This window comes from Streptomyces sp. CB02056 (assembly GCF_001905545.1).
Lineage (GTDB): Bacteria > Actinomycetota > Actinomycetes > Streptomycetales > Streptomycetaceae > Kitasatospora.
The window spans coordinates 576,220-599,622 of sequence record NZ_LIPD01000001.1 but is presented as its reverse complement, the minus strand read 5'-3'; the positions used below and the strand labels follow the sequence as shown (position 1 = coordinate 599,622).

At 71.8% G+C, this 23,403-nt stretch carries 24 protein-coding genes; 9 read left to right on the top strand and 15 right to left on the bottom strand.

The window, feature by feature from the left end; translation table 11 throughout:
• Positions 1–49: 49 nt before the first annotated feature.
• From AMK13_RS02640 to AMK13_RS02630, 3 genes are all read right to left on the bottom strand, one after another.
• Positions 50–1,144 carry a hypothetical protein gene (locus tag AMK13_RS02640; RefSeq protein WP_079271773.1) on the bottom strand — a complete coding sequence of 365 codons (1,095 nt, stop codon included), beginning with the start codon at positions 1,142–1,144 and terminating at the stop codon, positions 50–52.
• A gap of 156 nt (positions 1,145–1,300) precedes the next feature.
• Complete coding sequence (locus tag AMK13_RS02635) at positions 1,301–1,561, bottom strand: hypothetical protein (RefSeq protein ID WP_049649547.1); 261 nt, start codon at positions 1,559–1,561, stop codon at positions 1,301–1,303.
• Positions 1,561–1,926 (bottom strand): ATP-binding protein, encoded by a 366-nt coding sequence (locus tag AMK13_RS02630; protein ID WP_074000926.1) that lies wholly within the window; start codon positions 1,924–1,926, stop codon positions 1,561–1,563. Before AMK13_RS02630 ends, AMK13_RS02635 begins: the two co-directional genes overlap by 1 nt.
• A 242-nt stretch (positions 1,927–2,168) precedes the next feature.
• On the opposite strand from AMK13_RS02630, the gene AMK13_RS02625 reads away from it, so the two are divergent.
• From AMK13_RS02625 to AMK13_RS02610, 4 genes are all read left to right on the top strand, one after another.
• Complete coding sequence (locus AMK13_RS02625) at positions 2,169–3,017, top strand: helix-turn-helix domain-containing protein (RefSeq protein ID WP_074001194.1); 849 nt, start codon at positions 2,169–2,171, stop codon at positions 3,015–3,017.
• An 11-nt stretch (positions 3,018–3,028) separates the two neighbouring features.
• Positions 3,029–3,220 carry a DUF397 domain-containing protein gene (locus AMK13_RS02620; protein WP_074000925.1) on the top strand — a complete coding sequence of 64 codons (192 nt, stop codon included), beginning with the start codon at positions 3,029–3,031 and terminating at the stop codon, positions 3,218–3,220.
• A gap of 147 nt (positions 3,221–3,367) precedes the next feature.
• The gene (locus AMK13_RS02615; protein WP_074000924.1) at positions 3,368–3,787 is read left to right on the top strand and encodes an I66 family serine proteinase inhibitor; all 420 of its coding nucleotides are present in this window, start codon (positions 3,368–3,370) and stop codon (positions 3,785–3,787) included.
• A gap of 77 nt (positions 3,788–3,864) precedes the next feature.
• The gene (locus AMK13_RS02610) at positions 3,865–4,056 is read left to right on the top strand and encodes a DUF397 domain-containing protein (RefSeq protein WP_074000923.1); all 192 of its coding nucleotides are present in this window, start codon (positions 3,865–3,867) and stop codon (positions 4,054–4,056) included.
• 85 nt (positions 4,057–4,141) lie between these two features.
• Here AMK13_RS02610 and AMK13_RS02605 read toward each other — a convergent pair whose 3' ends face one another.
• Both AMK13_RS02605 and AMK13_RS02600 read right to left on the bottom strand, forming a co-directional pair.
• Entirely contained in the window at positions 4,142–4,645 is a 504-nt protein-coding gene (locus AMK13_RS02605; RefSeq protein ID WP_074000922.1) for a DUF3592 domain-containing protein, read from the bottom strand.
• 132 nt (positions 4,646–4,777) lie between these two features.
• Positions 4,778–5,386, bottom strand: a complete 609-nt coding sequence (locus tag AMK13_RS02600) for a DJ-1/PfpI family protein (RefSeq protein ID WP_074000921.1) — start codon at positions 5,384–5,386, stop codon at positions 4,778–4,780.
• A gap of 113 nt (positions 5,387–5,499) precedes the next feature.
• Here AMK13_RS02600 and AMK13_RS45700 point away from each other — a divergent pair, with 113 nt between their 5' ends.
• Complete coding sequence (locus AMK13_RS45700; protein WP_255357394.1) at positions 5,500–5,625, top strand: hypothetical protein; 126 nt, start codon at positions 5,500–5,502, stop codon at positions 5,623–5,625.
• Positions 5,626–5,695: 70 nt separating this feature from the next.
• Here the strand turns inward: AMK13_RS45700 and AMK13_RS02595 are convergent, their stop codons facing one another.
• Together AMK13_RS02595 and AMK13_RS02590 are read right to left on the bottom strand one after the other, a co-directional pair.
• Positions 5,696–6,361 carry an MOSC domain-containing protein gene (locus AMK13_RS02595; RefSeq protein WP_074000920.1) on the bottom strand — a complete coding sequence of 222 codons (666 nt, stop codon included), beginning with the start codon at positions 6,359–6,361 and terminating at the stop codon, positions 5,696–5,698.
• Between the two features lie 265 nt (positions 6,362–6,626).
• Entirely contained in the window at positions 6,627–7,862 is a 1,236-nt protein-coding gene (locus tag AMK13_RS02590; protein WP_074001193.1) for an RNA-guided endonuclease InsQ/TnpB family protein, read from the bottom strand.
• A 1-nt stretch (position 7,863) separates the two neighbouring features.
• Between AMK13_RS02590 and tnpA the strand changes: the two genes are divergently transcribed.
• Positions 7,864–8,316 carry an IS200/IS605 family transposase gene (tnpA, locus tag AMK13_RS02585; RefSeq protein WP_443333948.1) on the top strand — a complete coding sequence of 151 codons (453 nt, stop codon included), beginning with the start codon at positions 7,864–7,866 and terminating at the stop codon, positions 8,314–8,316.
• 350 nt (positions 8,317–8,666) lie between these two features.
• Here the strand turns inward: tnpA and AMK13_RS02580 are convergent, their stop codons facing one another.
• Positions 8,667–9,836 (bottom strand): amidohydrolase family protein, encoded by a 1,170-nt coding sequence (locus tag AMK13_RS02580; protein ID WP_063780040.1) that lies wholly within the window; start codon positions 9,834–9,836, stop codon positions 8,667–8,669.
• 311 nt (positions 9,837–10,147) lie between these two features.
• Between AMK13_RS02580 and AMK13_RS02575 the strand changes: the two genes are divergently transcribed.
• Positions 10,148–10,927, top strand: coding sequence for a VOC family protein (locus tag AMK13_RS02575; protein WP_049649537.1), 780 nt, complete (start codon positions 10,148–10,150; stop codon positions 10,925–10,927).
• A gap of 76 nt (positions 10,928–11,003) precedes the next feature.
• Here the strand turns inward: AMK13_RS02575 and AMK13_RS02570 are convergent, their stop codons facing one another.
• The 3 genes from AMK13_RS02570 to AMK13_RS02555 all read right to left on the bottom strand — a co-directional run bounded on the left by AMK13_RS02570 (position 11,004) and on the right by AMK13_RS02555 (position 15,390).
• Complete coding sequence (locus AMK13_RS02570) at positions 11,004–11,582, bottom strand: dienelactone hydrolase family protein (protein WP_074000919.1); 579 nt, start codon at positions 11,580–11,582, stop codon at positions 11,004–11,006.
• 146 nt (positions 11,583–11,728) lie between these two features.
• Positions 11,729–12,568, bottom strand: coding sequence for an ABC transporter permease (locus tag AMK13_RS02560; RefSeq protein ID WP_049649556.1), 840 nt, complete (start codon positions 12,566–12,568; stop codon positions 11,729–11,731).
• 47 nt (positions 12,569–12,615) lie between these two features.
• On the bottom strand, positions 12,616–15,390 hold the full coding sequence (locus AMK13_RS02555; RefSeq protein ID WP_074000918.1) for an alpha/beta fold hydrolase: 2,775 nt from the start codon (positions 15,388–15,390) through the stop codon (positions 12,616–12,618).
• Between the two features lie 133 nt (positions 15,391–15,523).
• Between AMK13_RS02555 and AMK13_RS02550 the strand changes: the two genes are divergently transcribed.
• On the top strand, positions 15,524–16,543 hold the full coding sequence (locus tag AMK13_RS02550) for a mechanosensitive ion channel family protein (RefSeq protein ID WP_049649534.1): 1,020 nt from the start codon (positions 15,524–15,526) through the stop codon (positions 16,541–16,543).
• A gap of 91 nt (positions 16,544–16,634) precedes the next feature.
• On the opposite strand, the gene AMK13_RS02545 is transcribed toward AMK13_RS02550, so the two are convergent.
• The 4 genes from AMK13_RS02545 to AMK13_RS02530 all read right to left on the bottom strand — a co-directional run bounded on the left by AMK13_RS02545 (position 16,635) and on the right by AMK13_RS02530 (position 19,389).
• Positions 16,635–17,114, bottom strand: a complete 480-nt coding sequence (locus AMK13_RS02545; RefSeq protein ID WP_049649533.1) for a GNAT family N-acetyltransferase — start codon at positions 17,112–17,114, stop codon at positions 16,635–16,637.
• A 1-nt stretch (position 17,115) separates the two neighbouring features.
• Positions 17,116–18,054: an RluA family pseudouridine synthase gene (locus tag AMK13_RS02540; protein WP_049649532.1), complete on the bottom strand. Its 939-nt coding sequence runs from the start codon at positions 18,052–18,054 to the stop codon at positions 17,116–17,118.
• Positions 18,055–18,107: 53 nt separating this feature from the next.
• Entirely contained in the window at positions 18,108–18,683 is a 576-nt protein-coding gene (gene lspA, locus AMK13_RS02535) for a signal peptidase II (RefSeq protein ID WP_338016242.1), read from the bottom strand.
• Between the two features lie 241 nt (positions 18,684–18,924).
• The gene (locus AMK13_RS02530; protein ID WP_234348203.1) at positions 18,925–19,389 is read right to left on the bottom strand and encodes a TraR/DksA family transcriptional regulator; all 465 of its coding nucleotides are present in this window, start codon (positions 19,387–19,389) and stop codon (positions 18,925–18,927) included.
• 698 nt (positions 19,390–20,087) lie between these two features.
• Here AMK13_RS02530 and ileS point away from each other — a divergent pair.
• Positions 20,088–23,219: an isoleucine--tRNA ligase gene (gene ileS / locus AMK13_RS02525; protein ID WP_074000916.1), complete on the top strand. Its 3,132-nt coding sequence runs from the start codon at positions 20,088–20,090 to the stop codon at positions 23,217–23,219.
• Positions 23,220–23,403: the final 184 nt, after the last annotated feature.

Sequence of the window (23,403 nt, the reverse complement as noted above, 5' to 3'; positions counted from 1 at the left end):
GAGCGCCTCGCGGGGCCCGGGCCATCACTCACACGTTCACGCGTCCACTCTAGCCCCCGGGGCGGCTGACCGGATCGCCCTCAGTCGCCCCGGCAAGTCGTGCCCCGGCGGCCGCGCGGACCTCCGGCTCCTCCATCGGGTCGTCGCGGAGGCAGGCGATCCTCCGCAGCGCGTAGGGCCGGTCGGGGGCCCGCTCGACGCCCAGCAGACGGGCTCGCGCCTCGCAGTCCCACAGCGACTCGACGTACGCCTCGGCCATGCCGGCGGCCCCCATCGCCGCCAGCGCCTCCAGGTAGTCGGCACGCTCGTACGAGTGCGGGGTCCAGAGCCAGAAACGGCGCAGCAGCGAGACTGCCTCGGCGGCCTCCGGCCCGAAGCGGGCGAGACCGCGCGCGAGATCGTCCGGGCCGCACCAGGACCGGTCCACCCACCGCCGCTCCAGTTCGGCGATCAAGCTCGGCACGTCATTCTCGTCACCGTGGGCGGCCAGCACGCCGAAGCCGATCTCGGCGAGCCACGCCTGCTCCGAAGCCGCCCACTCCCGGGCCGCCGGCACGGCCTGCCCGGCCAGCCGGTCGACGGCCTTACCCAGCAGCGGCAGCGGTCGGGTGCCGTCGGAGGCAGCGAGGGCGGGGACCAGCGGGATCAGCTCGGGCTCTGGCGGCCGGAGCGACAGCGCGAGGAGAGCGGTCGTCTTGGCAACGTCGGCGACTCCCGGGTCGCGCAGCAGGGCGAGTAGAGCCGCGTTGTCCCGGTCCGGGTACGGGTCCACGCGTTTCGCGGGGTGGCGCGGGGCCGGACCGTCCCCCTCGGAGATACGGTCCGGCAGCGCCCGCCGGGCTTCCTCCGAACCGCCGAGTGCCAGCAGCTCCAGCACGCCGGTGGCCCGGTCCCGGGTGTCCTCGTCACCGGACAGGAGGTCCACCACCGGGGCGACCGGGAGCTCCAGGTCCAGGATCAGCCGGGCCAGGTAGAGGTGTCGGTCGTCCACCTGCGAGTCCCAGCGCCAGTCCCAGCGGATGCAGCCGTGGACGAGTTCGGCGACCGCCGCCGGATCCTCGGCGGCTATTCGCGCGCCCTGGCCCCGGCCGCGCTGGAGGAGGCCGAGGAGGGTGGTCGGCGGCGCGTAGTGGTCGCTGTGCATGGGGTCCATCGTGCCGCAGCCCCCGGCGCGTGGGCGGCGGGGGCTGGCGGGGTCAGGCGTCCTGGTCGGGCGGCGGGGCCGCGCGGAGGGTGGTGACGACGCCCAGGGCGACGATGGCGGTCGCGAGGGCGAGGAGGACGGCGAAGGCCGTCCCGATCAGGTATCGCACGAGGTCCTGCGCTCGGCGTCGAGGAGCAGGGTGAGGAGGTTCAGGAGAGTTGAGGCCGGCGCCGTGTTGAAGCGGACGAGGACGCGGCCGTCCATGGTCCGGTCGGTGCCGATCGAGGGGAAGATGAGGCCGAACTCGCGCCCCCGCTCCACGACTTCGTCCAGGAGGGCGCTGATGTGGTCCTCGGTGTAGTAGCGGATCCGGGGGTCGGTCGGCAGCATCGGGTGACGGCCGGGACGGTAGATCATCAGACGGCGCCCTTCCGCAGCTCGAACCAGACGGATTTGGCACGCTCGTGGGGGTCGACGCCCCAGCCGTGGGTGAGGGCGGCGACGAGCTGGAGGCCCCGGCCGGACTCGGCGAGCAGGGACAGCGGCGGGGCGGAGGGCAGGACGGGGCTCTCGTCCGTGACGGAGACCCGGAGGACGTCCCCCTCGGAGATGATCTCGACCAGCGGCGCGGGGGTCTCGGTGTGCCGCCAGGCGTTGACGAGGAGCTCGCAGAGCGCGAGCTGCGCGTCGAAGATCGGGGAGGCGGGCCAGCCGACGCGGGTCATGGTGTTGCGGAGCGTCTGCCGCGCGACCGCGATGGTGGGGGTGTTGATGTGACGCATGGGAGTTCTCCCGAGGCGTGAGTGAGGGGGAACCGGCGGAACATGTGTCGCCGTGAGCCAGGCCGATGGAGAAGGACATGGCTGCTCTGCGGTGCTTGCTAGCAGGCGTTACTGACGATCCGTCGGATCGATGTGAGACCGACCATAACGCAGGAACTACTTAATTTTAGGTTGTTCTGCCGAAGTTCCCTCTCCCGAGGGACAGATGGCCCCATCACGTGCTGGCGAGGCAGACTGTCACCATGCCTGGTCGCCAGAACCCAACCCTTCGTCAGCGCCGCCTGGGCGCCGAGCTACGGAAGATGCGCGAGCAATCCGGCCTCGGTGGCAGCCAGCTCGCTCGTGCACTTGGCGTGAGCGCTGCCCAAGTGACACAGATGGAGAACGGAAAGACCAGCGTAAACGTGGACCGACTCCGGTCCTTCGCGGCAGCCTGCAAGTGCATAAACCCGCCCTTGATCGAGGCTCTGGAAGCCATGGTTCGGGACCGCTCCAAGGGCTGGTGGGAGAAGCATCGAGGCGCTGTCCCGGACGGCGTCCTTGAGAACGCAGAGTTTGAGAAGACCTCCCGTGAACTCATGCTGTGGCTTCTCACCCACATGCCCGGCCCTTGCCAGACCTTCAACTACGCCTCAGCTGTCTTTGGACGCGTCTTTCCTCCGCTGCCTCAGCACGAGCTGGAGGCCCGCACCGCGTTCAGGATGCAGCGCAAGGCCGAACTGCGTCGCAGTCCGAAGCCCCTGACCTTCTTCATCTACGAATCAGTACTGTGGACGCGGTTCGGCGGCACGGCGGTCCTCAAGGAACAGCTTTCCTCCTTGCTCGAAGACTCCGAGTTGCCTTGGATGACCATTCGCGTGGTGCCGTTCGACATCGAGACCTTTCCCGGGCCCGCCGAGAACCTCACGTACTCGTTCGGTGCGGTCCCTGAGCTCGACACCGTTGAACGGGAGTCCTCCCACGGTCCCGAATACCTCGATGCCGTCAGCGAGCTGGCCAGCTACCGGGCCATCTTCGAACGCACCGAAGCATCGGCACTGAGCGAGGATGACTCCCGCGACTTGATTCGCAAGATCGCGCGAAACCTGTGAAAGGGCCCAACATGACCGACACCGAGTGGCAGAAGTCCTCCTTCAGCGGCAACGTCGAGAACTGCGTGGAGGTCCGTACGGTGGGTTGGGCAGTCGAACTCCGCGAATCCGACGAAGGCCACCTCACCATCCGCAGCACCCCCACTGCCCTCGCCGCCCTCCTCCTCGGCGTCAAGGCCGGCGAATTCGACCACCACGCCTGACACTCCACACCATCCACGCCCCCTCGCCTGCCCCGGCGAGGGGGCGTAGCTCGTTCAGGTGACGGCACGCCGAGGCCCCTCCCTCGTCTTCCTCCGAGCACGTACAACTGTCCTGCACCTCGCCCGCATCGCGAAGGAATGACAGCCATGGCCCAGCTGGAGTCCGGTCTCTACACCATCCAGAGCGGCGACGCCCGGATCGGCCGCGCCCGTCACGAAGCCCTGGACCTCTCCCCCAAAGCCGTCTTCGCCAACACCGACGACCAGGAGGCCGTCTGGCTCGTCGAGGCCTATCCCAACAACCACTACCGGCTCTACGCCAAGGGCGCCCCGACCGCCGTGGAGGACCTCCAGCCCGCCGGCCCGCTGGTCTCCCTCCTCCTCGACCAGGGCGACGCCCCGGAGTGGGAGCTGATCCCGGTCGACGGCGTCCCGGACACCTACCGGATCAAGTCCCCCCAGGGCTCCTCGTGGACCGTCCTCGAACCCGGTCGGCAGAGCAGGATCGAGGTCATCCCCGTCCTCGAAGGCTCCACCGCCTTCACCTTCGCCCGCATCGGCCGCTGACCCCCGAGCGGCGTGACGCCCCCTCGCCCTCCCCAGGCGCGGGGCGTACCATCAGCAGCCCAACCCAGGAGGCCGACATGCCCAACTGCGACTGGCAGAAGTCCTCTTTCAGCGGCAATGCCGAGTACTGCGTCGAGGTCCGCACGGCCAACGGCTCGGTCGAACTCCGCGAGTCCGACGAGGGCCACCTCACTCTCCACACCACCCCCACCACCTTCGCCGCCTTCCTCCGAGCCACCCAGGCCGGCGAGTTCGACCACCACGCCTGACCCGCTCCAGCGCAGGAAGTCGGCCCGCCCGACTTCCTGCGCTCCGCGCCCCTCGCCGCCAGTCCCGGGCGCGGGCGCAGGGGCGTCACATCGCCCCGGGCCGGCTGCGCGCCCGGGTGAGCCAGCGGTACGCGAGGTGGACCGCGAGGCCCACCAGGACCATGACCACCGACGCGACCAGCGCGACCACGTCGAGCGCGTTCCGGACCAGCGAGTCCCAGAAGCCGATGCTCGAAGCGAGGGCGGCGACGTCGGTGTGCCGGGGGTCGTACACCACCGTCACGGTGTCACGGGCCTTGACGGTGCCGGTGACGTAGGCGAGTCGGGTCTCGACCGACGCACCCTCGGCCGTCGTGAACCGCACCCGGCACTCGGAGTTGCCCGCCGGGTTGTCCCGCGGCCCGCTCACCTCCACGCACTCGGTGACGACCGCGGGGACGTGGACGCCGCGACTGCGCAGATCCGACGTCACCCCCATGTCGTGCGGTATCAGGTAGACCAGGCTGAGGACGAACAGCAGGACCCCCAGGCCGATCATCGCCAGCGAACCGTTCCGCACGGTCCGGCCGTGGTCCGGCGCGTTCTCCATCGATCCCCCCGGTGTCAGCCCAGCTGCCCACGCACGCCCACGCCAGCCCCGTACTTCACAGGTCACTGATCCAGTTCGGGCGGATGCCGCCCAGCACCTGACCGCCGCCGACTGACGCAGCGTCAGCTCGGCTCAGCTCAGTGCGGCCTCGCCCGAGTGGACGGCGCGGATGGCGCGTTCGACAGTCTCTTGGTTCTCACCGACCGGGGCGACGTAGCCGATGACGTCGCGCGCGGCGTCTTCCCCGAGCACTCGGGTGATGACCCAGGTGGCGAGGTACTGGGATGCCAAGCAGCCGCCCGCCGTGGCGATGTTCCCCTCGGCGTGAAACGGTGCGTCCAGCACGGTGACGTCGCAGGCTTCGACGAAAGGGCGGCTCTTGATGTCCGTGCAAGCGGGCATGTCCTTCAGGAGCCCGAGCCGGGCGAGCACCAGCGCGCCCGAGCACTGCGAGCCGATCAGCTGTCGCGACGGGTCGAGCCGCAGCCTGGAGATCAGCTGGTCGTTCGCGACCACGTCTTGTGTTTTCACTCCGCTGCCGATCAGCACGACGTCGGCCTCGGTCACGAACTCCATCGGGCGCTGCCCGGTCACCTTGACGCCGTTCATGGACGTGACCACCGGCGTCGGCGTTGTGATGAAGGCCTCCAGCCCGTCCTTGCGGCACCGGTTGATCAACGCGGAGGCGATGAAGCTGTCGAGTTCGTTGAAACCGTCGAAGGTGACCACGGCTACCTGCATCACAACTCCTTCAAGACCAGGTGTCCCAGTCTCTCCTGGCACGCCGTTCCGCGTCGAGATCCTTTCAGCGGCGGGTGGATCGTGCCGGCCTTCGTCACTCATCGACTGGCTCCATGTTCTCGCACGTCGCTGGTTCAGGTCTGTGGCCGGCGGGTTTGTCCGATGTCGACGTCGAGGAGGTCGGGGAGGCGGAGTTGGACGCTGCGGTGATCCGGATGGTCGGCGGGTCGGTGATGTGACCGATGCGGAGGGCGAGTGTCCTCCAGGGCGCGGTAGACCTCCCGCTCGTGCGAGTTCGAGGAAACGGCCCTACACCCGGACCCTCCGGCGCACCAGTTCCTTGATCTCCTCCGGGAGTGCCTCCGCCGCCAACAGGCCCGGCAGCAGCTCCGGTTCGGTCGTCACCGCGCGGAACGACCGGGCCACCGTGACGTCGTGGTCCGGGCGGTGCACCACCTCCACCGCGTCCCCCGCGCGCAGCTCGCCCGGTTCGACCACCCGCAGGTAGGCGCCGGGCAGGGCCGCCTCGGTGAAGCGCCGGATCCAGCCCTTCCTCGCCAGCCAGCCCTGGAAGGTCCCGCAGGGGATGCGCGAGCAGGACACCTCCAGGACGACGTCCGGGCCGATCCGCCAGCGCTCCCCGATCAGAGCGCCGCTCACGTCCAGGCCGGTGGTGGTCAGGTTCTCACCGAAGGAGCCGTTGGCCAGGTCCCGGCCGAGCTCCGTCTGCCAGCCGTCCAGGTCCTCCCGGGCGTAGGCGTACACCGCCTGGTCGTCGCCGCCGTGGTTCTTCACGTCGTAGACCCGGTCCCCGGCCAGGGCGACGGCGCCCGTCCCCTTGGGGCCCGGCGCGGCCACCGCGACCGGGCCGTCCACGGGGCGCTTGTCGATGCCGGTGAGACCGAGGTCTTCCTTCCACGGGTTAGGCCGGGGCCTGCCGACGTTGACCGAGAGCAGTCGCGCACGTACGTCCATACGTCGACCGTACGCCGAACGGGCCGCCCGAGGGGCCGCTCCGGCCTCTTCCCCCCGACACAGGAGGCCCACCCGACCTCCCGCACAGCGAGGCCCCTCGCGCCCGAACCGGCGCGAGGGGCCGCACCCCCTCCGTTCCCGCGCCCCGCCCCCACGACGGGTCGGACCGGAAGGGCCGGACGGTGTGGCTACGGGGTGACGATCGGGAACTTCGGGTTGTCGTACCCGTACCAGCCCATGTACCGCTGTTGACATCCTCACCCGCCTAGAGGCGAGTGATTCCCGTCTGTCGCACCGTTGCCCGGTACGGCTTCGGGTGGGTTCCTGCTTCACCGCGCTGCGCCGGAACGCGTTCCGGTCTTACCTGCGCTCCACAGGCCGATACCGCCAGTCCGGCGGCCTTGGCGACGTTGACCGCCGCGTTGACGTCCCGGTCCAGGACGGCCCCGCACGCCCCGCACGTCCACTCCCGGACACCGAGGGGTTTGGGGCCGTCCTTGACGCCGCAGTCCGAGCACACCTGTGAGGTCGGCTCGAAGCGGCCTGTCCGGTGGAAGGCACGCCCGTACCGCACGGCCTTGTACTCCAACATGGTCACGAACGCCGACCACCCGGCGTCGTGCACGGACTTGGCCAGGCGCGTGCGGGCGAGTCCCTTCACCGCCAGGTCCTCCACGGCGACCGCTTGGTTCTCGCGGATCAACCTGGTGGAGAGCCGGTGGTGGAACTCGCGCCGCGCATCGGCCACCCGCGCGTGCGCACGGGCGACCCCGACCCGGGCCTTGTCCCGGTTCTTCGACCCCTTCACCTTGCGACTGAGCACCCGCTGCGCCTTCTTGAGCTTCTTCTCGGCGCGGCGCAGGAACTTCGGGCTGTCGATCTTCGTGCCGTCCGAGAGCACGGCGAAGTGGGCCAGTCCGAGGTCGATGCCGACCGTGGCGTCGGCCGCGGGCATTCGCTCACGGTCGGCGGCCGGGTCGGTCTCGACCACGAAGGAGGCGAAGTACCGCCCGGCGGCGTCCTGGACCACGGTCACCGTGGACGGCACCGACGGCAGCGCCCGCGACCACTTCACCCGCACATCACCGATCTTCGGCAGACGCAGTTTCCCGCCGTCGGTGATCCTCCATCCGGCGTTGGCGGTGAAGCGGATCGCCTGCCGGCTGTCCCTACGGGACTTGAAGCGGGGCGGTCCGGCCTTCGGCCGTTTGCCCCTGATGCCGTCGAAGAAGTTCCGGTACGCGGTGTCCAGGTCCCGCAAGGACTGCTGCAGGATCACCGAGGACACCTCGCCGAGCCAGGCACGCCCGGGGGGCTTCTTCGAGGCCGTCAGCCGCTTGGACAGCTCGGCCGACGTGACGAACGGCAGCCCGGCGGCGCGGGCGTCCTCACGGACGCGGAGCGCGTCATTGAAGACCACCCGCGCACACCCGAACGACCTTGCCAGCGAAGCACGCTGACCGGCACTCGGGTACACGCGGAAGGCATACCGAAGCTGCACGATGCCCACCGTAGCGCTTTGGCTCATGTCATCGCGCTGGAATCCGAACCCCGATGTGCGCACCGGCCGCCATGTCGTCCACAGCCTGCACGTCCACTTGGGTTCGTCACGAAGTGCCGGCGCAGGGCCTTCCGGACGCCACGCCGACCCGCTACGAAGAAATCATGCGGGACGTATGCGCGGACTTCGAGGCCGAGTCGAAGCAGTTCGATACGAACAGGATCATGTGCATCCGCTGTTGCGCTACCCGCCCGAGATCCAGCTCTCCACACTGGTCAGCAGCCTAAAAGGCGTCAGTTCCCGAAGGCTCCGACAGGAGTACGACAGCCACGTCCGCCGCTACCTGTGGGGCGGCCGCTTCTGGTCCGGTTCCTACTACGCGGGCTCATGCGGTGGTGCGCCGCCCACCGTCGTACGCCACTACATCGAGAGTCGGCAACGCCCGACCGCCTAACCCTCGCCCCGGAGGCGCAGAGAACTCCGGCGCTCCGCTCCTCCGAGCCAGGGACGGCCTTCACGTCCGGCGTGAACGCCGGGGCGCTGGCCAAGAACAGAGGTAGCCCGCCTTGAGGTCTCGGCTCGGCGTAGTCGAGGTTTTCGGGCATGGCGAAGCCACCTCTCTCATCGGGCTGGCAGGAACCGCGATGCGGCAGGCCGTCACGCTATGCGTCCGATCAACTACCCACAAGGGTCGCTTTCAAGCCACCGTCCGCTCTCCGACCACCCCCGCCGGACATGCCGTGGCCCCTCGCGCCCACCGGCGCGAGGGGCCACGCCAACGGCCGACCGCCGTCCGCGAGTTGCTCAGTCCTCGTCGGCCACGCCGGCGGGCTGCCCGGGCGGGCTCGGGTACGTCGCGTCCTTGCCGACCGGCTTGGCGCCGGACGGGCAGACCTTGGGCGCCTTGGCCTTCAGGCCCAGCAGCCGGAAGTAGTTCTGGCCGAGCGCGATGTCCCGGAAGGCCTCGTCCCCGAGCGCGCGGTTGATCCGGCTGGTGACTTCCAACTCCTGCTCGTACACCGCGTAGTCCTTGTTCCGCGCCGCCACGAAGTCCGTCCCCGTGATCGCCCGGGTCGGGTGGCGGTCGAGGAAGGACGCGTACTTCTGCCGTACGCCGGGCAGGCTGAAGTACTGGTCCTCCAGCACCCGCCAGCTCAGGTCCACGGTCAGGTTGGGGTGCTGGTCGAGCAGCCGCTCCAGGATGCGGATGTGCTCGTCCGGGTCCATGTGGGAGAGCTCCTTCGAGAGGCCCATGTGCGCCCAGACGATCTTGTTGTCGGGGTACTGCGCGAGGATCTCCTCCATCAGGTGCAGGTACTTCGTCGGCTCGACGTCGTTGCCGAGGTCGGAGTGGAAGGTGACGGGGAGCCCCCGCTCGCGGAACACCTTCATGAACGGCGCCCAGTTCGGGATGTCCTCGCTGGTGGCCGGCTCGGCGAGGTTCGGGAACAGCGCCTGCTTGACGACGTTGACCTCGCCGGCCCAGCGGAACATCCCCGGGTACTCGCGGTCCAGCAGCTCGATCCCGGGCGGGACGGTCTCGGGGTGGTGCAGGTCCATGAACGTCATGGAGAGCGTGAGGTCCGGGTCGGTCGGCCGGAACTCGCGCAGGCTCTCGGCGTTGGCGAAATCGTTGCGCATCCTCGGCCGTACGGGCGTGCCGGGACAGTCGAGGTAGTACACGCAGTCGGAGTCGGCGGGCAGCACCTGCCCGATGCCGAACATGTTCGCGTAGCGGACCCCGCTCTTGCGCAGGTAGTCGGTCATCTCCTCGAAGGGGATCGCCGGTCCGCCGAAGGGCCGGAAGTGCAGGTGGCTGTCGACCACCGAGGTGTACGGCTCGACGGACCGCTCGAAGCAGGCCCGGGCCGCGAAGGCCTCTCCGGCCCCGGCCGGGGAGAGGACGACCGCCGTCGCGGTCGCGCCGACGACAGCGGCGGTGAACCGTCGACTGGTCCAGTGGCTCTTTCTCAAGGGGTTGCCTCCGGTGGCGAGCGGCCGGCGCCCGACGCGCCGGCACAGGGGCTGGTGGTGCCACACAGAAGCGTCAGTGCTCGAACCATCGGCCGGTGCCGCCGCACACGGTGTCGACCCGACCGCCGCTCGAACGGGCGCACCGGTACGGCCATCGGGGTCGACCCCGCCCGGGCCGCCGGCCGGGCCCTCACCCCCGCCCTCGCCCGGGGCCTCGGCCGAGCCGGCGGCCGGGGCGGTGTCTCGAGTGGCGAACCACGGTGCACGAGGAGATGGTGACCGGCAGGGACCCCTCACCAGAAAGGGCGATCATGCCCGAAGTCACCACCCCGTACGCGACCGGCACCCCGTGTTGGGTCGACCTGATGGCCAAGGACCAGCAGGCCGCACTGGACTTCTACCGCGACCTCCTCGGCTGGCAGGGGCAGGCCGGCCCGGCCGAGTTCGGCGGCTACGCCGTCTGCACGCTCGACGGCAAGGCCGCGGCCGGCATCGGCCCGGCGTCGGCCCCCGAGGGGATGCCGGAACCGCCCACCGTCTGGACCAGCTACCTGGCCAGCACCGACGCCCAGGCCACCCAGGACGCGATCGTCGCCGCCGGCGGCACCCTGCTCGTCCCGGTCATGGACGTCGGCGACCTGGGCCGGATGCTGATCGCCGCCGACCCGCAGGGCGCGGTCTTCGGCGTCTGGCAGCCGGGCGAGTTCTTCGGCGCCCAGGTCGTCAACGAACCCGGCGCGCTGACCTGGAACGAACTGCACACCAGCGACATCCCGGCCGCCACCGGCTTCTACGGCGAGGCGTTCGGCATCGAGATCGAGCCGATGCCGGGCGTGGACTCGTACTGGGTGCTACAGGTCGGCGGCAAGGCGGTGGGCGGCGCCACCCTGCTCGCCAACGACCCGCCCGGCACCCCGGCCCACTGGCTGACCTACTTCGCGGTCGACGACGTCGACTCCACCGTGGACGCCCTGGTCAAGCGCAACGGCACCGTCCTCGCCCCGCCCTTCGACATGATGGCCGGCCGGATGACCGTCGTCGCCGACCCGCAGGGCGCCCCCTTCGCCATGATCAAGCCCACGCCGGCCTGACCCCGCCCGCCTCCGCCCCGCCCGCCCGGATCCCCGTCCGGGCGGGCGGTTCCGTGCTCCGCCCCTCCGTCGGCCGTCAGCCGTCCAGCTCCGCGAGGAAGTCCAGCGACGCCGCCCAGGCCCGCTCGGCCGCGTCCTCGTCGTAGTCCGGCAGCGACGGGTCGGTGAACAGGTGCCCGGCGCCCCGGTAGCGGTGCACCTCCACCTCCGCCCCGGCCCGGCGCATCCGCAGGTACCAGGCGTTCAGCCAGTCCTCCGGCTCGAACGGGTCCGGCTCCGCGATGTGCAGCTGCACCGGGATCTCGGTGACCGCGTCCTCCCGCAGGTCCGAGGTGCCGTGCAGGAGCAGCAGCCCGCGCGCCTTGTCGTCGGCCAGCGCCAGGTTCTGCGCCACCGCGCCGCCGAGCGAGAAGCCGGCGTACACCAGCCCGCCGTCGGACACCGGCGCGGCCGCCGTCACCGCCCGGCGCAGCAGCTCGTCGCGGCCGCCGAGCTCCTCCTGGAACTCCTGCGCCTCCTCGACGGACTCGAAGGTCCGCCCGTCGAACAGGTCCGGCGTGTGCACGGTGTGCCCGGCGGCGCGCAGCCGCTCGGCGGCGGCGTGCACGGCGGGGCGCAGCCCGTAGGCGGAGTGGAAGAGGACGATCTGGGCCACGGTTCGGGTCCTTCACCAGGGAGGTCAGCTACCCACCCATGATCCCGCATCCCCCGCCGAACCCCGCGCCCCCGCCTCCGGCCCCACGTCCGCCCCCACCTCCGGCCCCACGTCCGCCCCGCCTCCGGCCCCAGCCCCACGCCCGGCTACGACACCACGTCCTTGCGCGCGAACCCCCGGAACGCCAGCGCCAGCAGCACCACCGCGTACGAGAGCGACAGCGAGACGCCCTGCACCATGCCGCCCCACTCCAGCTGCGGCTGCAGGGCGTCCGCCCAGGAGTACTGCCAGTGCGCCGGCAGCCACTCCCGCAGGTCGCCGAGCGCGGTGACGGCGTCCAGCACCCCGGTGATGATCGAGGCGAACACCGCGCCGCCGACGGCGCCCAGCGGCGCGTCCGTCGCCGTGGAGAGCCAGAACGCCAGCGCCGCGATCACGATCTCGCTGAGGAACACGAAGGCCACCGCGATGGCGATCCTGGGCAGCGCCTGCCCGGCCGGCAGGCTGACCCCGGCGGGCAGCTTGAGGTCCCCCCAGCCGTACGCCGCGGTGCCGACGACCAGCCCGATCGCGGGCAGCATCACCACCGCCACCGCCGAGAACCCCAGCCCGACGGCGAACTTGCGGGCCAGCAGCCGGGCCCGGGGCACCGGCGCGGCCAGCAGGTAGCGCAGCGAGGACCAGCTGGCCTCGGAGGCGACGGTGTCCCCGCAGAACAGCGCGACCGGGATGACCAGCATGAAGCCGGTGCCGACGAACAGCATGGTGACGGCGAAGTTGGCCCCCGAGGCGGTGGCCAGCTCGATGAAGGTGGTCCGGTCCGGCCGGCCCGGGGTGCCGCCGAGCTGGAACGCGGCCAGGATGACGAACGGCATGGCGGCCAGCACCCCGCCGATCACCATCGTGCGGCGCCGGCGCAGCTGCCGCACCGCCTCCACCCGCAGCGGCAGCGTCCGGCCCGCCCGGTACCCCTCGGCGTGGTCCATCGACCCGGCACGGTCCTCCGGCTCCGTGTGGTCCTTCGTCACGGCACTCACGCTCCACCTCCGATCAACGACAGGAACGCGTCCTCCAGCCGCCGCTGCGGCCCGGCGCTCTCCACCGGCACCTCCAGCCGCACCAGTTCGGCCAGCAGCTCGCTGGCCGCCAGTCCGTCCAGCCGCACCAGCAGTCCGCCCTCGACGGCCTCCGCCGAGCCGACCCCGGCCAGCGCGGCCACCTTGTCGGCCACCGAGGCCGGGTCGTACGGCTCGGCGATGCCGATCATCAGCAGCTCGCCGGCGCCCACGATGTCCGCGACCGGGCCGGCCGTGACCAGCCGCCCGCGGTCCATCACCACCAGGTCCGTGCAGCTCTGCTCGACCTCGGACAGCAGGTGGCTCGACACGATCACGGTCCGCCCGCCGGCGGCGTACCGGATCATCACCTCGCGCATCTCCCGGATCTGCGGCGGGTCCAGCCCGTTGGTGGGCTCGTCCAGGATCAGCAGGTCCGGCATCCCGAGCATCGCCTGCGCGATCGCCAGCCGCTGCCGCATGCCCTGCGAGTACGTCCGCACCGCGCGGTCCAGCGCCTCGCCGAGCCCGGCGATGGCCAGCGCCTCGTCGAAGCGCGCGTCGGCCTCCGGCCGTCCGGTCGCCTGCCAGTACAGCCGCAGGTTGGCCCGCCCGGTGAGGTGCGGCAGGAAGCCCGCGCCCTCCACGAACGCCCCGACCCGCGACAGCACCGGCGCGCCGGGCCGCACCAGGTGCCCGAAGATCCTGATCTCCCCGGCGTCCGGCCGGATCAGTCCCATCAGCATCCGCAGCGTGGTGGTCTTGCCCGCGCCGTTCGGCCCGAGCAGTCCGAGCACCTGCCCCCGCTCCACCCGGAAGCCCAGCTCCCGTACGGCGTAGCGGTCCTGGGCGCCCTTGTAGCGCTTGCTCAGCCCGCTGATCAGCAGCGGCACGGCGGCCAGCTCCGGGTCGAAGCCGGGCCCGGCGGCGGCCCGCCGGCGCCGCAGCCGCGGTGCCAGCAGCAGGGCCGCGGCCGCCAGGACGGCGATCACCGGCAGCAGCCAGGTCCGCGCGGGCAGCGGCGCCGCCTCGGTGACCAGCTCCTCGACGGTGGGCACGGTGAGCGCCCCGGCCGGCGCCACCCGGTAGGTGGCCGGCTCGACCGGCGAGGCGTACGCGAGGTCGGTGCTCGCCAGCACCAGCCGCACCCGGTGCCCGGCCGGGAAGGTGTGGTCCACGGTCGGCAGCGCCACCGTGACGGTCTGCCCGGCGTCCGCGCCGGTGACCCGCAGCGGGGCGGCCAGCTGCTGCGGCAGCACCGCCTTGCCGTCCGGGCCGACGTCGTACAGCTTCGCGAACAGCACCGCGTCCGGCCGGTCGGCCGTCACCCGCACCGGGACGGTCGGCTGCCCGGTCAGGTGCAGCGGCGAGTCCAGCGGCGCAGAGTCGAAGGCGGCGTTCTGCCCGGGGAAGTCCAGGGAGAGCCCGGCGCCCAGCGAGGCGGCCTGGCTGAGCGCGCCGACGCCGGGCAGTGTCGAGATGCCGGGCGGCGCGCCGCCGGGCGGGTTGGCGAGGGTCTGCTCGCCGCCGGCCAGTTCGACGGTCCGCGAGCCGGTCCCGCCCAGGCCCGGGTACCGGTCGGCGGTGGCCCCGCGCAGCACGGCCTGGAAGCCGGTCGAGTCGACCCCGCCGGTGCGGGTGACCCGGAAGTCGGCGCCGGTGTCGTTGCCGCGGCCCTTCAAGTAGTGGTCGAACCAGGCGGTGACCCGGTCGTCGACCCGGGCGCTGGTGTCCGTCCCGCCGTCGTGGCCGCCGGCGAACCAGTCGACCGCCACCGGGGCGCCGTTGGCGGCCACCGCCTTGGCGATCCGGTCGCCCTGGTCCAGCGGGAACAGCGAGTCCTGCTGCCCCTGCACCACCAGCGTCGGCGCCTTGAGCTGCGCCGCCACCGAGGACGGGCTGGAGCGGTCCAGCAGCGCGACGGCCTCCGGGTCGGCGTGCCCGGCGGTGGCGACCCGGTCGTACATCTGGCAGAGCGACTCCAGGAACCGCCCGCAGCCGACCGGCCCGTCCGCCTTCGGCCCGGGGCCGCCGCTCTCCCGCGGCGCCTCCCCGGAGGGCCCGAGGTCCCCGGCCGAGCCGGTGGTGAAGAAGATCCCGGCCCACAGCTTCTTGAACACGCCGTCCGCCGCGCCCGAGCCCTGCACGCCCTGCGGGAACAGCGCGTCGGCCAGGTTCCACCAGGTGATCTGGGTGGCCACCGCGTCGATCCGGTGGTCGTACGCGGAGGCCAGCAGCGAGACCGCCCCGCCGTACGAGGCGCCGGTGATGCCGACCTTCGGGTCGCCGGGCCCGTCCAGCTGCACCTCGGGCCGCTGGGCCAGCCAGTCCACCAGGTGCTTGACGTCCTCGACCTCACGGTCGGGCGCGTTCAGGCCGATCTTCCCGCCCGAGTGCCCGAAGCCGCGCGCCGACCAGGTCAGCACCGCGTACCCCTGCCGGGCCAGCTGCTCGGCGCGCTGCCGCTCGCCCTCCTTGGAGCCGCCGAAGCCGTGGGCGAGCAGCACCGCCGGGCGCGGACCGCCGCCGGTGGTGAAGAAGGAGGTGTCCAGCTGGACCTGCTGGGCGCTGCCGGGCGTCTCCGGCATGCTGAGGAAACGGTCCTCCTGACGGACCGCCTGCTCACCGCCGGACGCCACCGTCGCGGTGCCGGCCGCGGCCACGGCCGCCAGGGCCACCGCCCCGGCCAGCAGCCTGTGTCTGACCGTTGTTCCCCGGGCGCGCCAGCGACGCCATGCCCCACCGAACTCCATGGCCGCTGATCGTATCCGCCGTCCGGGTAGGCGTCCGATAAAGGCACCCCCTGGAAGCACCGCCCGGGGTGTCACCCGAGCCCCGCGCCGCTACGTCCGCTTCGCCCCACTGTGCCCGGGTATCGTACGGCGCATGCTCCGGCCGCTGCTCTCGCTGCTCGCCACCGTCGCCGCCACCCTGGCGATCGGCTGGATCGTCGACCAGGCCCTCCAGCGGATCGCCGCCCGCCAGCCGTCGGCACCGGTCTGGCCGCTCCTGCGCCGCTGCCGGATCCCGCTCCAGCTCGCCGTCGTGTCGGCCCTGCTGCTCGCCGCCAAGCCGCTCCAGCGGATCTTCCACCTGAAGCACGACGACGGCGCCCAGCACCTGCTCCTGCTGCTCCTGCTCGCCTCGCTGGGCTGGCTCACCGTCCGCGTGGTGGCCGCCGTCCTGGAGGCCCTGCTCAGCCGGTACGAGAGCCGCGTCGACGACCCGGCCCGGGTCCAGCGGGTGCGCACCCAGATCAGCATGCTGCGCCGGGCGGCCGACGCGCTGATCGTCGTGGTCACGGTGGCCGTGATGCTGCTGACCTTCTCCGCCATGCGCACCATCGGCGCCAGCCTGCTCGCCTCGGCGGGCATCATCGGCATCGTGGCCGGCATCGCCGCCCAGAGCACCCTGGGCAACTTCTTCGCCGGCCTCCAGATCGCCTTCGGCGACACCGTCCGGATCGGCGACACCGTGGTCGTGGACGGCCAGCAGGGCACCGTCGAGGAGATCACCCTCAGCTACCTGGTGGTCCGGCTCTGGGACTACCGCCGGCTGATCGTCCCGGTCTCGTACTTCGTCAACAAGCCCTTCGAGAACTGGACCCGCCGCGACCCCGGCCTGCTCGCCGCCGTCCTGCTCCACCTCGACCACACCACCCGGGTGGACGAGCTGCGCACCACCCTGCGCGCCCGCCTCGACCGGCACCCGCTCTGGGACGGCGGCGAGTGGGCCCTCGACGTCACCGACACCACGCCCAGCACCATCGTCGTCCGCGCCACCATGACCGCCCGCACCCCCGACGACGCCGCCCGGCTCCGCTTCGACATCCGCGAGCAGCTCATCGCCCACCTGCGCGACGAGCACCCCCACGCGCTCCCCCGCCTCCGCACCACCGACACCTGACCGGCGCCCGGCCCCGCCGGCGAAGCCCCGAAAAGCGGAGTTCCCCGCGCCCCGGACAGGGGCGCGGGGAACCGCGCGATCAGAACGGGTCCTACAGCACCCGTGTCATCGTCCGGTGCGGTATCCCGGCGTCGTCGTACACCGGCCCCTCGGCCACGTACCCCAGCCGCTCGTAGAACCCGAGCGCCTGCACCTGCGCGTGCAGCTCGACCTCCACGCCCCCGCGCTCGGCCCCCGCGGCCTCGACGGCCCGGACGAGCTCCGCGCCCAGCCCCGTCCCCCGGGCGGCCGCGACGACCGCGAGCCGCCCGAGCAGCACGCGCCCCTCGACACCCCCGGTGAGCCCGCGCGCCTGCTCGCCGAAGATCAGCCGCGCCGTCCCCAGCGCGGCCCCGTCGGCCCCGACGGCCAGCAGGTGCACCGAGGTCGCGTCGTACTCGTCGTACTCCAGCTCCTCGGGCACGTTCTGCTCGACGACGAAGACCTCGCGCCGGACGGCCCGCGCCAGCTCCAGGTCCGCCTCCCCGTCGACGACCCGGACGGTGACGGCCGGCACCTCGGCGGCCGTCATCTCAGCTCTCCGCCGCGATGATGTCCAGCGCCTTCTTGAGGTCCTCCGGGTACTCGCTGGAGAACTCGACCCACTGCCCGTCCGCCGGGTGCTCGAAGCCGAGCGACACCGCGTGCAGCCACTGCCGGGTCAGCCCGAGCCGCTTGGCCAGCGTGGGGTCGGCGCCGTACGTGAGGTCGCCCACGCAGGGGTGCCGCAGCGCGGACATGTGGACGCGGATCTGGTGGGTGCGCCCGGTCTCCAGCTTGATCGCCAGCAGCGACGCGGCCCGGTACGCCTCGATCAGGTCGTAGTGGGTGATCGACGCCTTGCCGTCGCGGGTGACGGCCCACTTCCAGTCCGAGCTGGGGTGCCGCCCGATCGGCGCGTCCACCGTCCCGCTCATCGGGTCCGGGTGGCCCTGCACCAGCGTGTGGTAGCGCTTCTCGGTGATCCGGTCGTGGAACTGCCGCTTGAGGTCGGTGTACGCGCGCTCGGACTTGGCGACGACCATCAGCCCGGAGGTGCCGACGTCCAGGCGGTGCACGATGCCCTGGCGCTCTGCGGCGCCCGAGGTGGAGATCCGGTACCCGGCCGCGGCCAGTCCGCCGATCACGGTGGGGCCGGTCCAGCCCGGGCTGGGGTGCGCGGCGACGCCGACCGGCTTGTCGATCAGGACGATGTCCTCGTCGTCGTGCACGATGCGCATGCCCTCGACGGGCTCGGCGACGATCCGCACCGGCGCGGCCGGGGCGGGGATCTCGACCTCCAGCCAGGAGCCGGCGGTCACCCGGTCCGACTTGCCGGCCACGGCGCCGTCGATCATCACCTTGCCGTCGGCGGCCAGCTCGGCGGCCTTGGTCCGGGAGAAGCCGAACATCCGGGCCAGGGCGGCGTCGAGGCGCTCGCCCTCCAGGCCGTCGGGAACGGGGAGGCTGCGGATCTGCGCTGCGGTACTCACCCGTACGAGTATGCCGGAACCGCGGCCCTCCCCCGCCCGCCGGCGGTCCGGCGCTACTTCTCGCCCTGCTCCGGCTTCCCGGCCTTCTCGACCTCCTGGTGGACGGTCCCGTCCGGGTTGCTGCCCCGGAAGGAGAGCAGGACCACCAGGATTCCGCCGCAGACGATCGCCGAGTCCGCGAGGTTGAAGACCGCGAAGTACTGGACGGAGACGAAGTCCACCACGTGGCCGCGGAAGACCCCGGGCGCGCGGAACAGCCGGTCGGTGAGGTTGCCGAGCGCCCCGCCGAGCAGCAGCCCGAGCGCGATCGCCCAGGGCAGGCTGTACAGCTTCCGGGCGATCCGCCAGATCACCACGATGACGGAGGAGGCGATCACCGTGAAGACGACGGTCAGCGCCTGCCCCATCCCGAAGGCCGCGCCCGAGTTCCGGATCACCTGGAGGGTGAGCACGTCCCCGATCACCTTGATCGCCGCGTGGTTCTCCAGCCGGGCGACCACCAGCAGCTTGCTGCCGAGGTCGATCAGGAGGGCGAGCACCGCGACGACCAGCAGCACGCCGATCCGCCGCGGACCCTTGGGCTTCCCGTCCGTCGTGGTGTCCGCGGACGCCCCGGTCGGCTCGGCCACGGGCACCTCCACGGCATCGGCGGGGGTCGGGACGGCGTCGTCCCGGGTCTGGGGGGAACCTTGCGTGCTGATGATCCGCTCCGCTGCCGGTGGAGCTCCCCCGGTCCGCAGGAGGGGGAGGGTGGTGGGCCGGTGATGGCCTGCCCGCGTTCACGAACGCGTCAGGCGGCATCCTTCAGGCGACGTTACGGGGTCGAGCGTACGGCAAGCCCGACCCCTCGCGTCCCTCCGGCCGCCCTGGTCAGCGGCGTTCCTGCTTGGCCTTGCACTGCACACAGAGCGTCGCCCGGGGGAAGGCCTGCATCCGGGCCTTGCCGATGGCCTGCCCGCAGGACTCGCAGGTGCCGAAGCCGACGCCCTCCAGCCGCTCCAGCGCGCGCTCGGTCTGCGCCAGGCTGTCGCGCGCGTTGTTGGCCAGCGCCAGTTCGCTCTCCCGCGAGATGTTCTTCGTACCGGCGTCCACCTGGTCGTCGCCGGCCCCGTCGTTGGAGTCGCGCATCAGGCCGGAGATGGCCGCCTCGGCGGCGTCGATCTCGCTGCGGAGCCGGTCCAGCTCGCTGATCAGCTCGTCGTGCAGCTCGTGGACCTCCTCGGTGGTCCACGGGTCCTCGCCCGGCCGGACCGGCAGCGTGGCCGGGTCCACGGACTCGGCGCCGCGCGGCGCGGTGACGGTGTCGGTGCCGTTCTTCGGTGCGGTAGTGGTCACGGTCCCCTCCCCTGGGTCGACCGCCACGGCCTTGCGTGCCCGCTTGGTGGCGGTACCCGCGCCGGTTCCCTTCTCAGCCATGGCTTTCGACCCCATCTACGAACGAATCGAGCCGCCGGTTCCCGGCGGCTTCCAGTGCCGGAACGATAATCCCGATCAAAACCGGTCACAACATGACATACCGACGCCTCATAACGTTCCCACCCAGGCAGCCGCCCCAACCGTCACGCCCCGTGCGCTCATGGATTTGTGCCCAGATCGACTCCGGCTAACCTCCGCCGCCGCACGCCCCCGGAGTGCTCCCGAAGCGCTCCCGGAGCATGGCCGGAGCACTCCCGGGGCGCCCGTCGGCGCGCCCGCGGACCGCCTGCCGGGAAACGCTTTGGACAAACCGACTCGCCCGGCCGATACACTGGGCCTGCAAGGCGCAGATGGGACGAGTACCGACGTACGCAGCCACCAGCGACCCGGGGACGGTGCGAGCCCGGGGGTGTGCACGGCGGGAAGATCACCCCGGAGCCGCCGGAAGAACGGCCGCCGCGATGCCGCAGCGGCCCACTAGAACCGGCAGCAAGCCCAAACAAGAGGGCCGCGAACAGCAGTACCGCGGCCAAGGAGGGTGGTACCGCGGGGCGGCCTGGTCCGTCTCGTCCCTCCGGAGGATCCAGTCCCAGCATCCGCCGGAGGTAGACGCCGCGATGGCCAGCACCTACAACCCCGTCCCCGCGCAGGTGGATCTGCCTGCCCTGGAGCACCAGATCCTGTCGTTCTGGCAGGACAACAAGATCTTCCAGCGCAGCCTGGAGCAGTCCGAGGGCCGCCCCGAGTGGGTGTTCTACGAGGGCCCGCCGACCGCCAACGGCATGCCCGGCGCCCACCACATCGAGGCCCGCGTCTTCAAGGACGTCTTCCCGCGCTTCCGGACCATGAAGGGCTACCACGTCGCCCGCAAGGCCGGCTGGGACTGCCACGGCCTGCCGGTCGAGCTCGCCGTCGAGAAGGAGCTGGGCTTCTCCGGCAAGCAGGACATCGAGGCGTACGGCATCGCCGAGTTCAACGCCAGGTGCCGCGAGTCGGTCACCCGCCACACCGACGCCTTCACCGAGCTGACCACCCGCATGGGGTACTGGGTCGACCTCGACGAGGCCTACCGGACGATGGACCCGTCGTACGTCCAGTCCGTCTGGTGGTCGCTCCGGCAGATCTTCGACAAGGGCCTGCTGGTCCAGGACCACCGCGTCGCCCCCTGGTGCCCGCGCTGCGGCACCGGCCTCTCGGACCACGAGCTGGCCCAGGGCTACGAGACCGTGGTCGACCCCTCGGTCTTCGTCCGCTTCCCGCTGACCAGCGGCCCGCTGGCCGACCGGGCCGCCCTGCTGGTCTGGACCACCACCCCGTGGACCCTGGTCTCCAACACCGCCGCCGCCGTCCACCCGGAGGTCACCTACGTGGTGGCCACCGACGGGAACGAGAAGCTCGTCGTCGCCGAGCCGCTGCTCGCCAAGGCGCTCGGCGAGGGCTGGGAGACCACCGGCGAGTCCTTCACCGGCGCCGAGATGGAGCGCTGGGCCTACCGCCGCCCCTTCGACCTGGTCGAGATCGAGAACGCCCACTACGTCGTCACCGCCGAGTACGTCACCACCGAGGACGGCACCGGCATCGTCCACCAGTCCCCCGCCTTCGGCGCGGACGACCTCGCGACCTGCCGCCGGTACGGCCTGCCGGTGGTCAACCCGGTGCTCGGCGACGGCACCTTCGCCCCCGAGGTCCCGCTGGTCGGCGGCCAGTTCTTCAAGAAGGCCGACGAGGACCTGGTCGCGGACCTCAAGGAGCGCGGCCTGCTCTTCCGCCACCTGCCGTACGAGCACAGCTACCCGCACTGCTGGCGCTGCCACACCGCGCTGCTCTACTACGCGCAGCCGTCCTGGTACATCCGGACCACCGCCGTCAAGGACGCGATGATCCGTGAGAACGAGGCCACCAACTGGTACCCGGACACGGTCAAGCACGGCCGCTTCGGCGACTGGCTGAACAACAACATCGACTGGGCGCTCAGCCGCAACCGCTACTGGGGCACCCCGCTGCCGATCTGGCGCTGCGAGGAGGGCCACCTCACCTGCGTCGGCTCGCTGGCCGAGCTGTCCGAGCTCACCGGCACCGACCAGAGCGGCCTCGACCCGCACCGCCCGTACATCGACGCGGTGACCTTCGACTGCCGCGACTGCGGCGGCACCGCCACCCGCGTGCCCGAGGTCATCGACGCCTGGTACGACTCGGGCTCGATGCCCTTCGCCCAGTACGGCTACCCGTACCAGAACAAGGAGCTGTTCGAGAAGCGCTACCCGGCGCAGTTCATCTCCGAGGCGATCGACCAGACCCGCGGCTGGTTCTACACGCTGATGGCGATCGGCACCCTGGTGTTCGACAAGAACAGCTACGAGAACGTCGTCTGCCTGGGCCACATCCTCGCCGAGGACGGCCGCAAGATGTCCAAGCACCTGGGCAACATCCTCCAGCCGATCCCGCTGATGGACCAGCACGGCGCCGACGCCGTCCGCTGGTTCATGGCGGCCGGCGGCTCGCCCTGGTCGGCCCGGCGGGTCGGCCACGGCACCATCCAGGAGGTGGTCCGCAAGACCCTCCTCACCTACTGGAACACCGTCGCCTTCCAGGCCCTGTACGCCCGCACCTCGAACTGGGCGCCCTCGGCGAGCGACCCGGCCCCGGCCGACCGCCCGCAGCTGGACCGCTGGGTGCTCTCCGAGCTGAACACCCTGGTCCGCGAGGTCGACGCGGCCTACGAGGCGTACGACACCCAGCGCGCCGGCAAGCTGCTGTCCGGCTTCGTCGACGACCTGTCCAACTGGTACGTCCGCCGCGGCCGCCGCCGCTTCTGGCAGGGCGACGCCGCCGCGCTCGCCACGCTGCACGAGGCGCTGGAGACGGTCACCCGCCTGATGGCCCCGCTCACCCCGTTCATCACCGAGCGGGTCTGGCAGGACCTGGTCGTCCCGGTCGCCCCGGAGGCCCCGGCCTCGGTGCACCTGGCCACCTGGCCGGAGGCCGACGAGTCGCTGATCGACACCGAGCTCTCCCGGCACATGGCGCTGGTCCGCCGCCTGGTCGAGCTGGGCCGGGCCACCCGCGCCGAGTCCGGCGTGAAGACCCGTCAGCCGCTGTCCCGCGCGCTGGTCGCCGCCCAGGGCTGGGAGGAGCTGCCGGCCGACCTGCGCGCACAGATCGCCGAGGAGCTCAACGTCTCCACCCTGGAGTCGCTGGCGGAGGTCGGCGGCTCGCTGGTCGACACCAGCGCCAAGGCCAACTTCCGCGCGCTGGGCAAGCGTTTCGGCAAGGGCGTGCAGGACGTCGCCAAGGCGGTCGCCGCCACCGACGCCGCCCGCCTGGCCGCCGAGCTGCGCGCCACCGGCGAGACCTCGGTCGAGCTGGACGGCGAGACGGTCGCCCTCTCCCCGGACGAGGTGATCATCACCGAGACCCCGCGCGAGGGCTGGGCCGTCGCCAACGAGTCCGGCGCCACCGTCGCCCTCGACCTGGCCATCACCCCGGAGCTCAAGCGGCTCGGCATCGCCCGCGACGCCATCCGCCAGATCCAGGAGGCCCGGAAGAACTCCGGCCTGGACGTCGCCGACCGCATCGTCCTGCGCTGGCGCGCCGCCTCGGAGGAGACCGCCGAGGCGATCGCCGAGCACGGTCCCCTCGTCGCCGAGGAGGTCCTCGCCACCGACTTCGCCGCCGGTGCCGCCGACTGGGAGTCCGAGACCTTCGCCGACGAGTCGCTCGGCCTGGCCTTCCAGCTCCGCAAGGCCTGACCACCCGACAACGAAGCCGCCGTCACCCCGGGGTGACGGCGGCTTCGCCGTACCCGCCCAAGCCCCGCAGCCACCCCGGCTCCCGCACGCCCCCGCCCGGATCCCCACGCCCCCGGCCGCAGCGCTTCCCCTCCCCGCACGCCCCCCACGCAGAAGAGCGCCCCCTCCCCGACCCGTGGGTCGG

What these genes read in the sequence shown, in the direction of transcription:
- AMK13_RS02640 (WP_079271773.1), bottom strand. Translation starts at nt 1,144, where the DNA reads ATGCACAGCGACCACTACGCGCCGCCGACCACCCTCCTCGGCCTCCTC.
- AMK13_RS02635 (WP_049649547.1), bottom strand. Translation starts at nt 1,561, where the DNA reads ATGATCTACCGTCCCGGCCGTCACCCGATGCTGCCGACCGACCCCCGG.
- AMK13_RS02630 (WP_074000926.1), bottom strand. Translation starts at nt 1,926, where the DNA reads ATGCGTCACATCAACACCCCCACCATCGCGGTCGCGCGGCAGACGCTC.
- AMK13_RS02625 (WP_074001194.1), top strand. Translation starts at nt 2,169, where the DNA reads ATGCCTGGTCGCCAGAACCCAACCCTTCGTCAGCGCCGCCTGGGCGCC.
- AMK13_RS02620 (WP_074000925.1), top strand. Translation starts at nt 3,029, where the DNA reads ATGACCGACACCGAGTGGCAGAAGTCCTCCTTCAGCGGCAACGTCGAG.
- AMK13_RS02615 (WP_074000924.1), top strand. Translation starts at nt 3,368, where the DNA reads ATGGCCCAGCTGGAGTCCGGTCTCTACACCATCCAGAGCGGCGACGCC.
- AMK13_RS02610 (WP_074000923.1), top strand. Translation starts at nt 3,865, where the DNA reads ATGCCCAACTGCGACTGGCAGAAGTCCTCTTTCAGCGGCAATGCCGAG.
- AMK13_RS02605 (WP_074000922.1), bottom strand. Translation starts at nt 4,645, where the DNA reads ATGGAGAACGCGCCGGACCACGGCCGGACCGTGCGGAACGGTTCGCTG.
- AMK13_RS02600 (WP_074000921.1), bottom strand. Translation starts at nt 5,386, where the DNA reads ATGCAGGTAGCCGTGGTCACCTTCGACGGTTTCAACGAACTCGACAGC.
- AMK13_RS45700 (WP_255357394.1), top strand. Translation starts at nt 5,500, where the DNA reads ATGTTCTCGCACGTCGCTGGTTCAGGTCTGTGGCCGGCGGGTTTGTCC.
- AMK13_RS02595 (WP_074000920.1), bottom strand. Translation starts at nt 6,361, where the DNA reads ATGGACGTACGTGCGCGACTGCTCTCGGTCAACGTCGGCAGGCCCCGG.
- tnpA (WP_443333948.1), top strand. Translation starts at nt 7,864, where the DNA reads ATGCCCACCGTAGCGCTTTGGCTCATGTCATCGCGCTGGAATCCGAAC.
- AMK13_RS02575 (WP_049649537.1), top strand. Translation starts at nt 10,148, where the DNA reads ATGCCCGAAGTCACCACCCCGTACGCGACCGGCACCCCGTGTTGGGTC.
- AMK13_RS02560 (WP_049649556.1), bottom strand. Translation starts at nt 12,568, where the DNA reads ATGGACCACGCCGAGGGGTACCGGGCGGGCCGGACGCTGCCGCTGCGG.
- AMK13_RS02555 (WP_074000918.1), bottom strand. Translation starts at nt 15,390, where the DNA reads ATGGAGTTCGGTGGGGCATGGCGTCGCTGGCGCGCCCGGGGAACAACG.
- AMK13_RS02550 (WP_049649534.1), top strand. Translation starts at nt 15,524, where the DNA reads ATGCTCCGGCCGCTGCTCTCGCTGCTCGCCACCGTCGCCGCCACCCTG.
- AMK13_RS02545 (WP_049649533.1), bottom strand. Translation starts at nt 17,114, where the DNA reads ATGACGGCCGCCGAGGTGCCGGCCGTCACCGTCCGGGTCGTCGACGGG.
- ileS (WP_074000916.1), top strand. Translation starts at nt 20,088, where the DNA reads ATGGCCAGCACCTACAACCCCGTCCCCGCGCAGGTGGATCTGCCTGCC.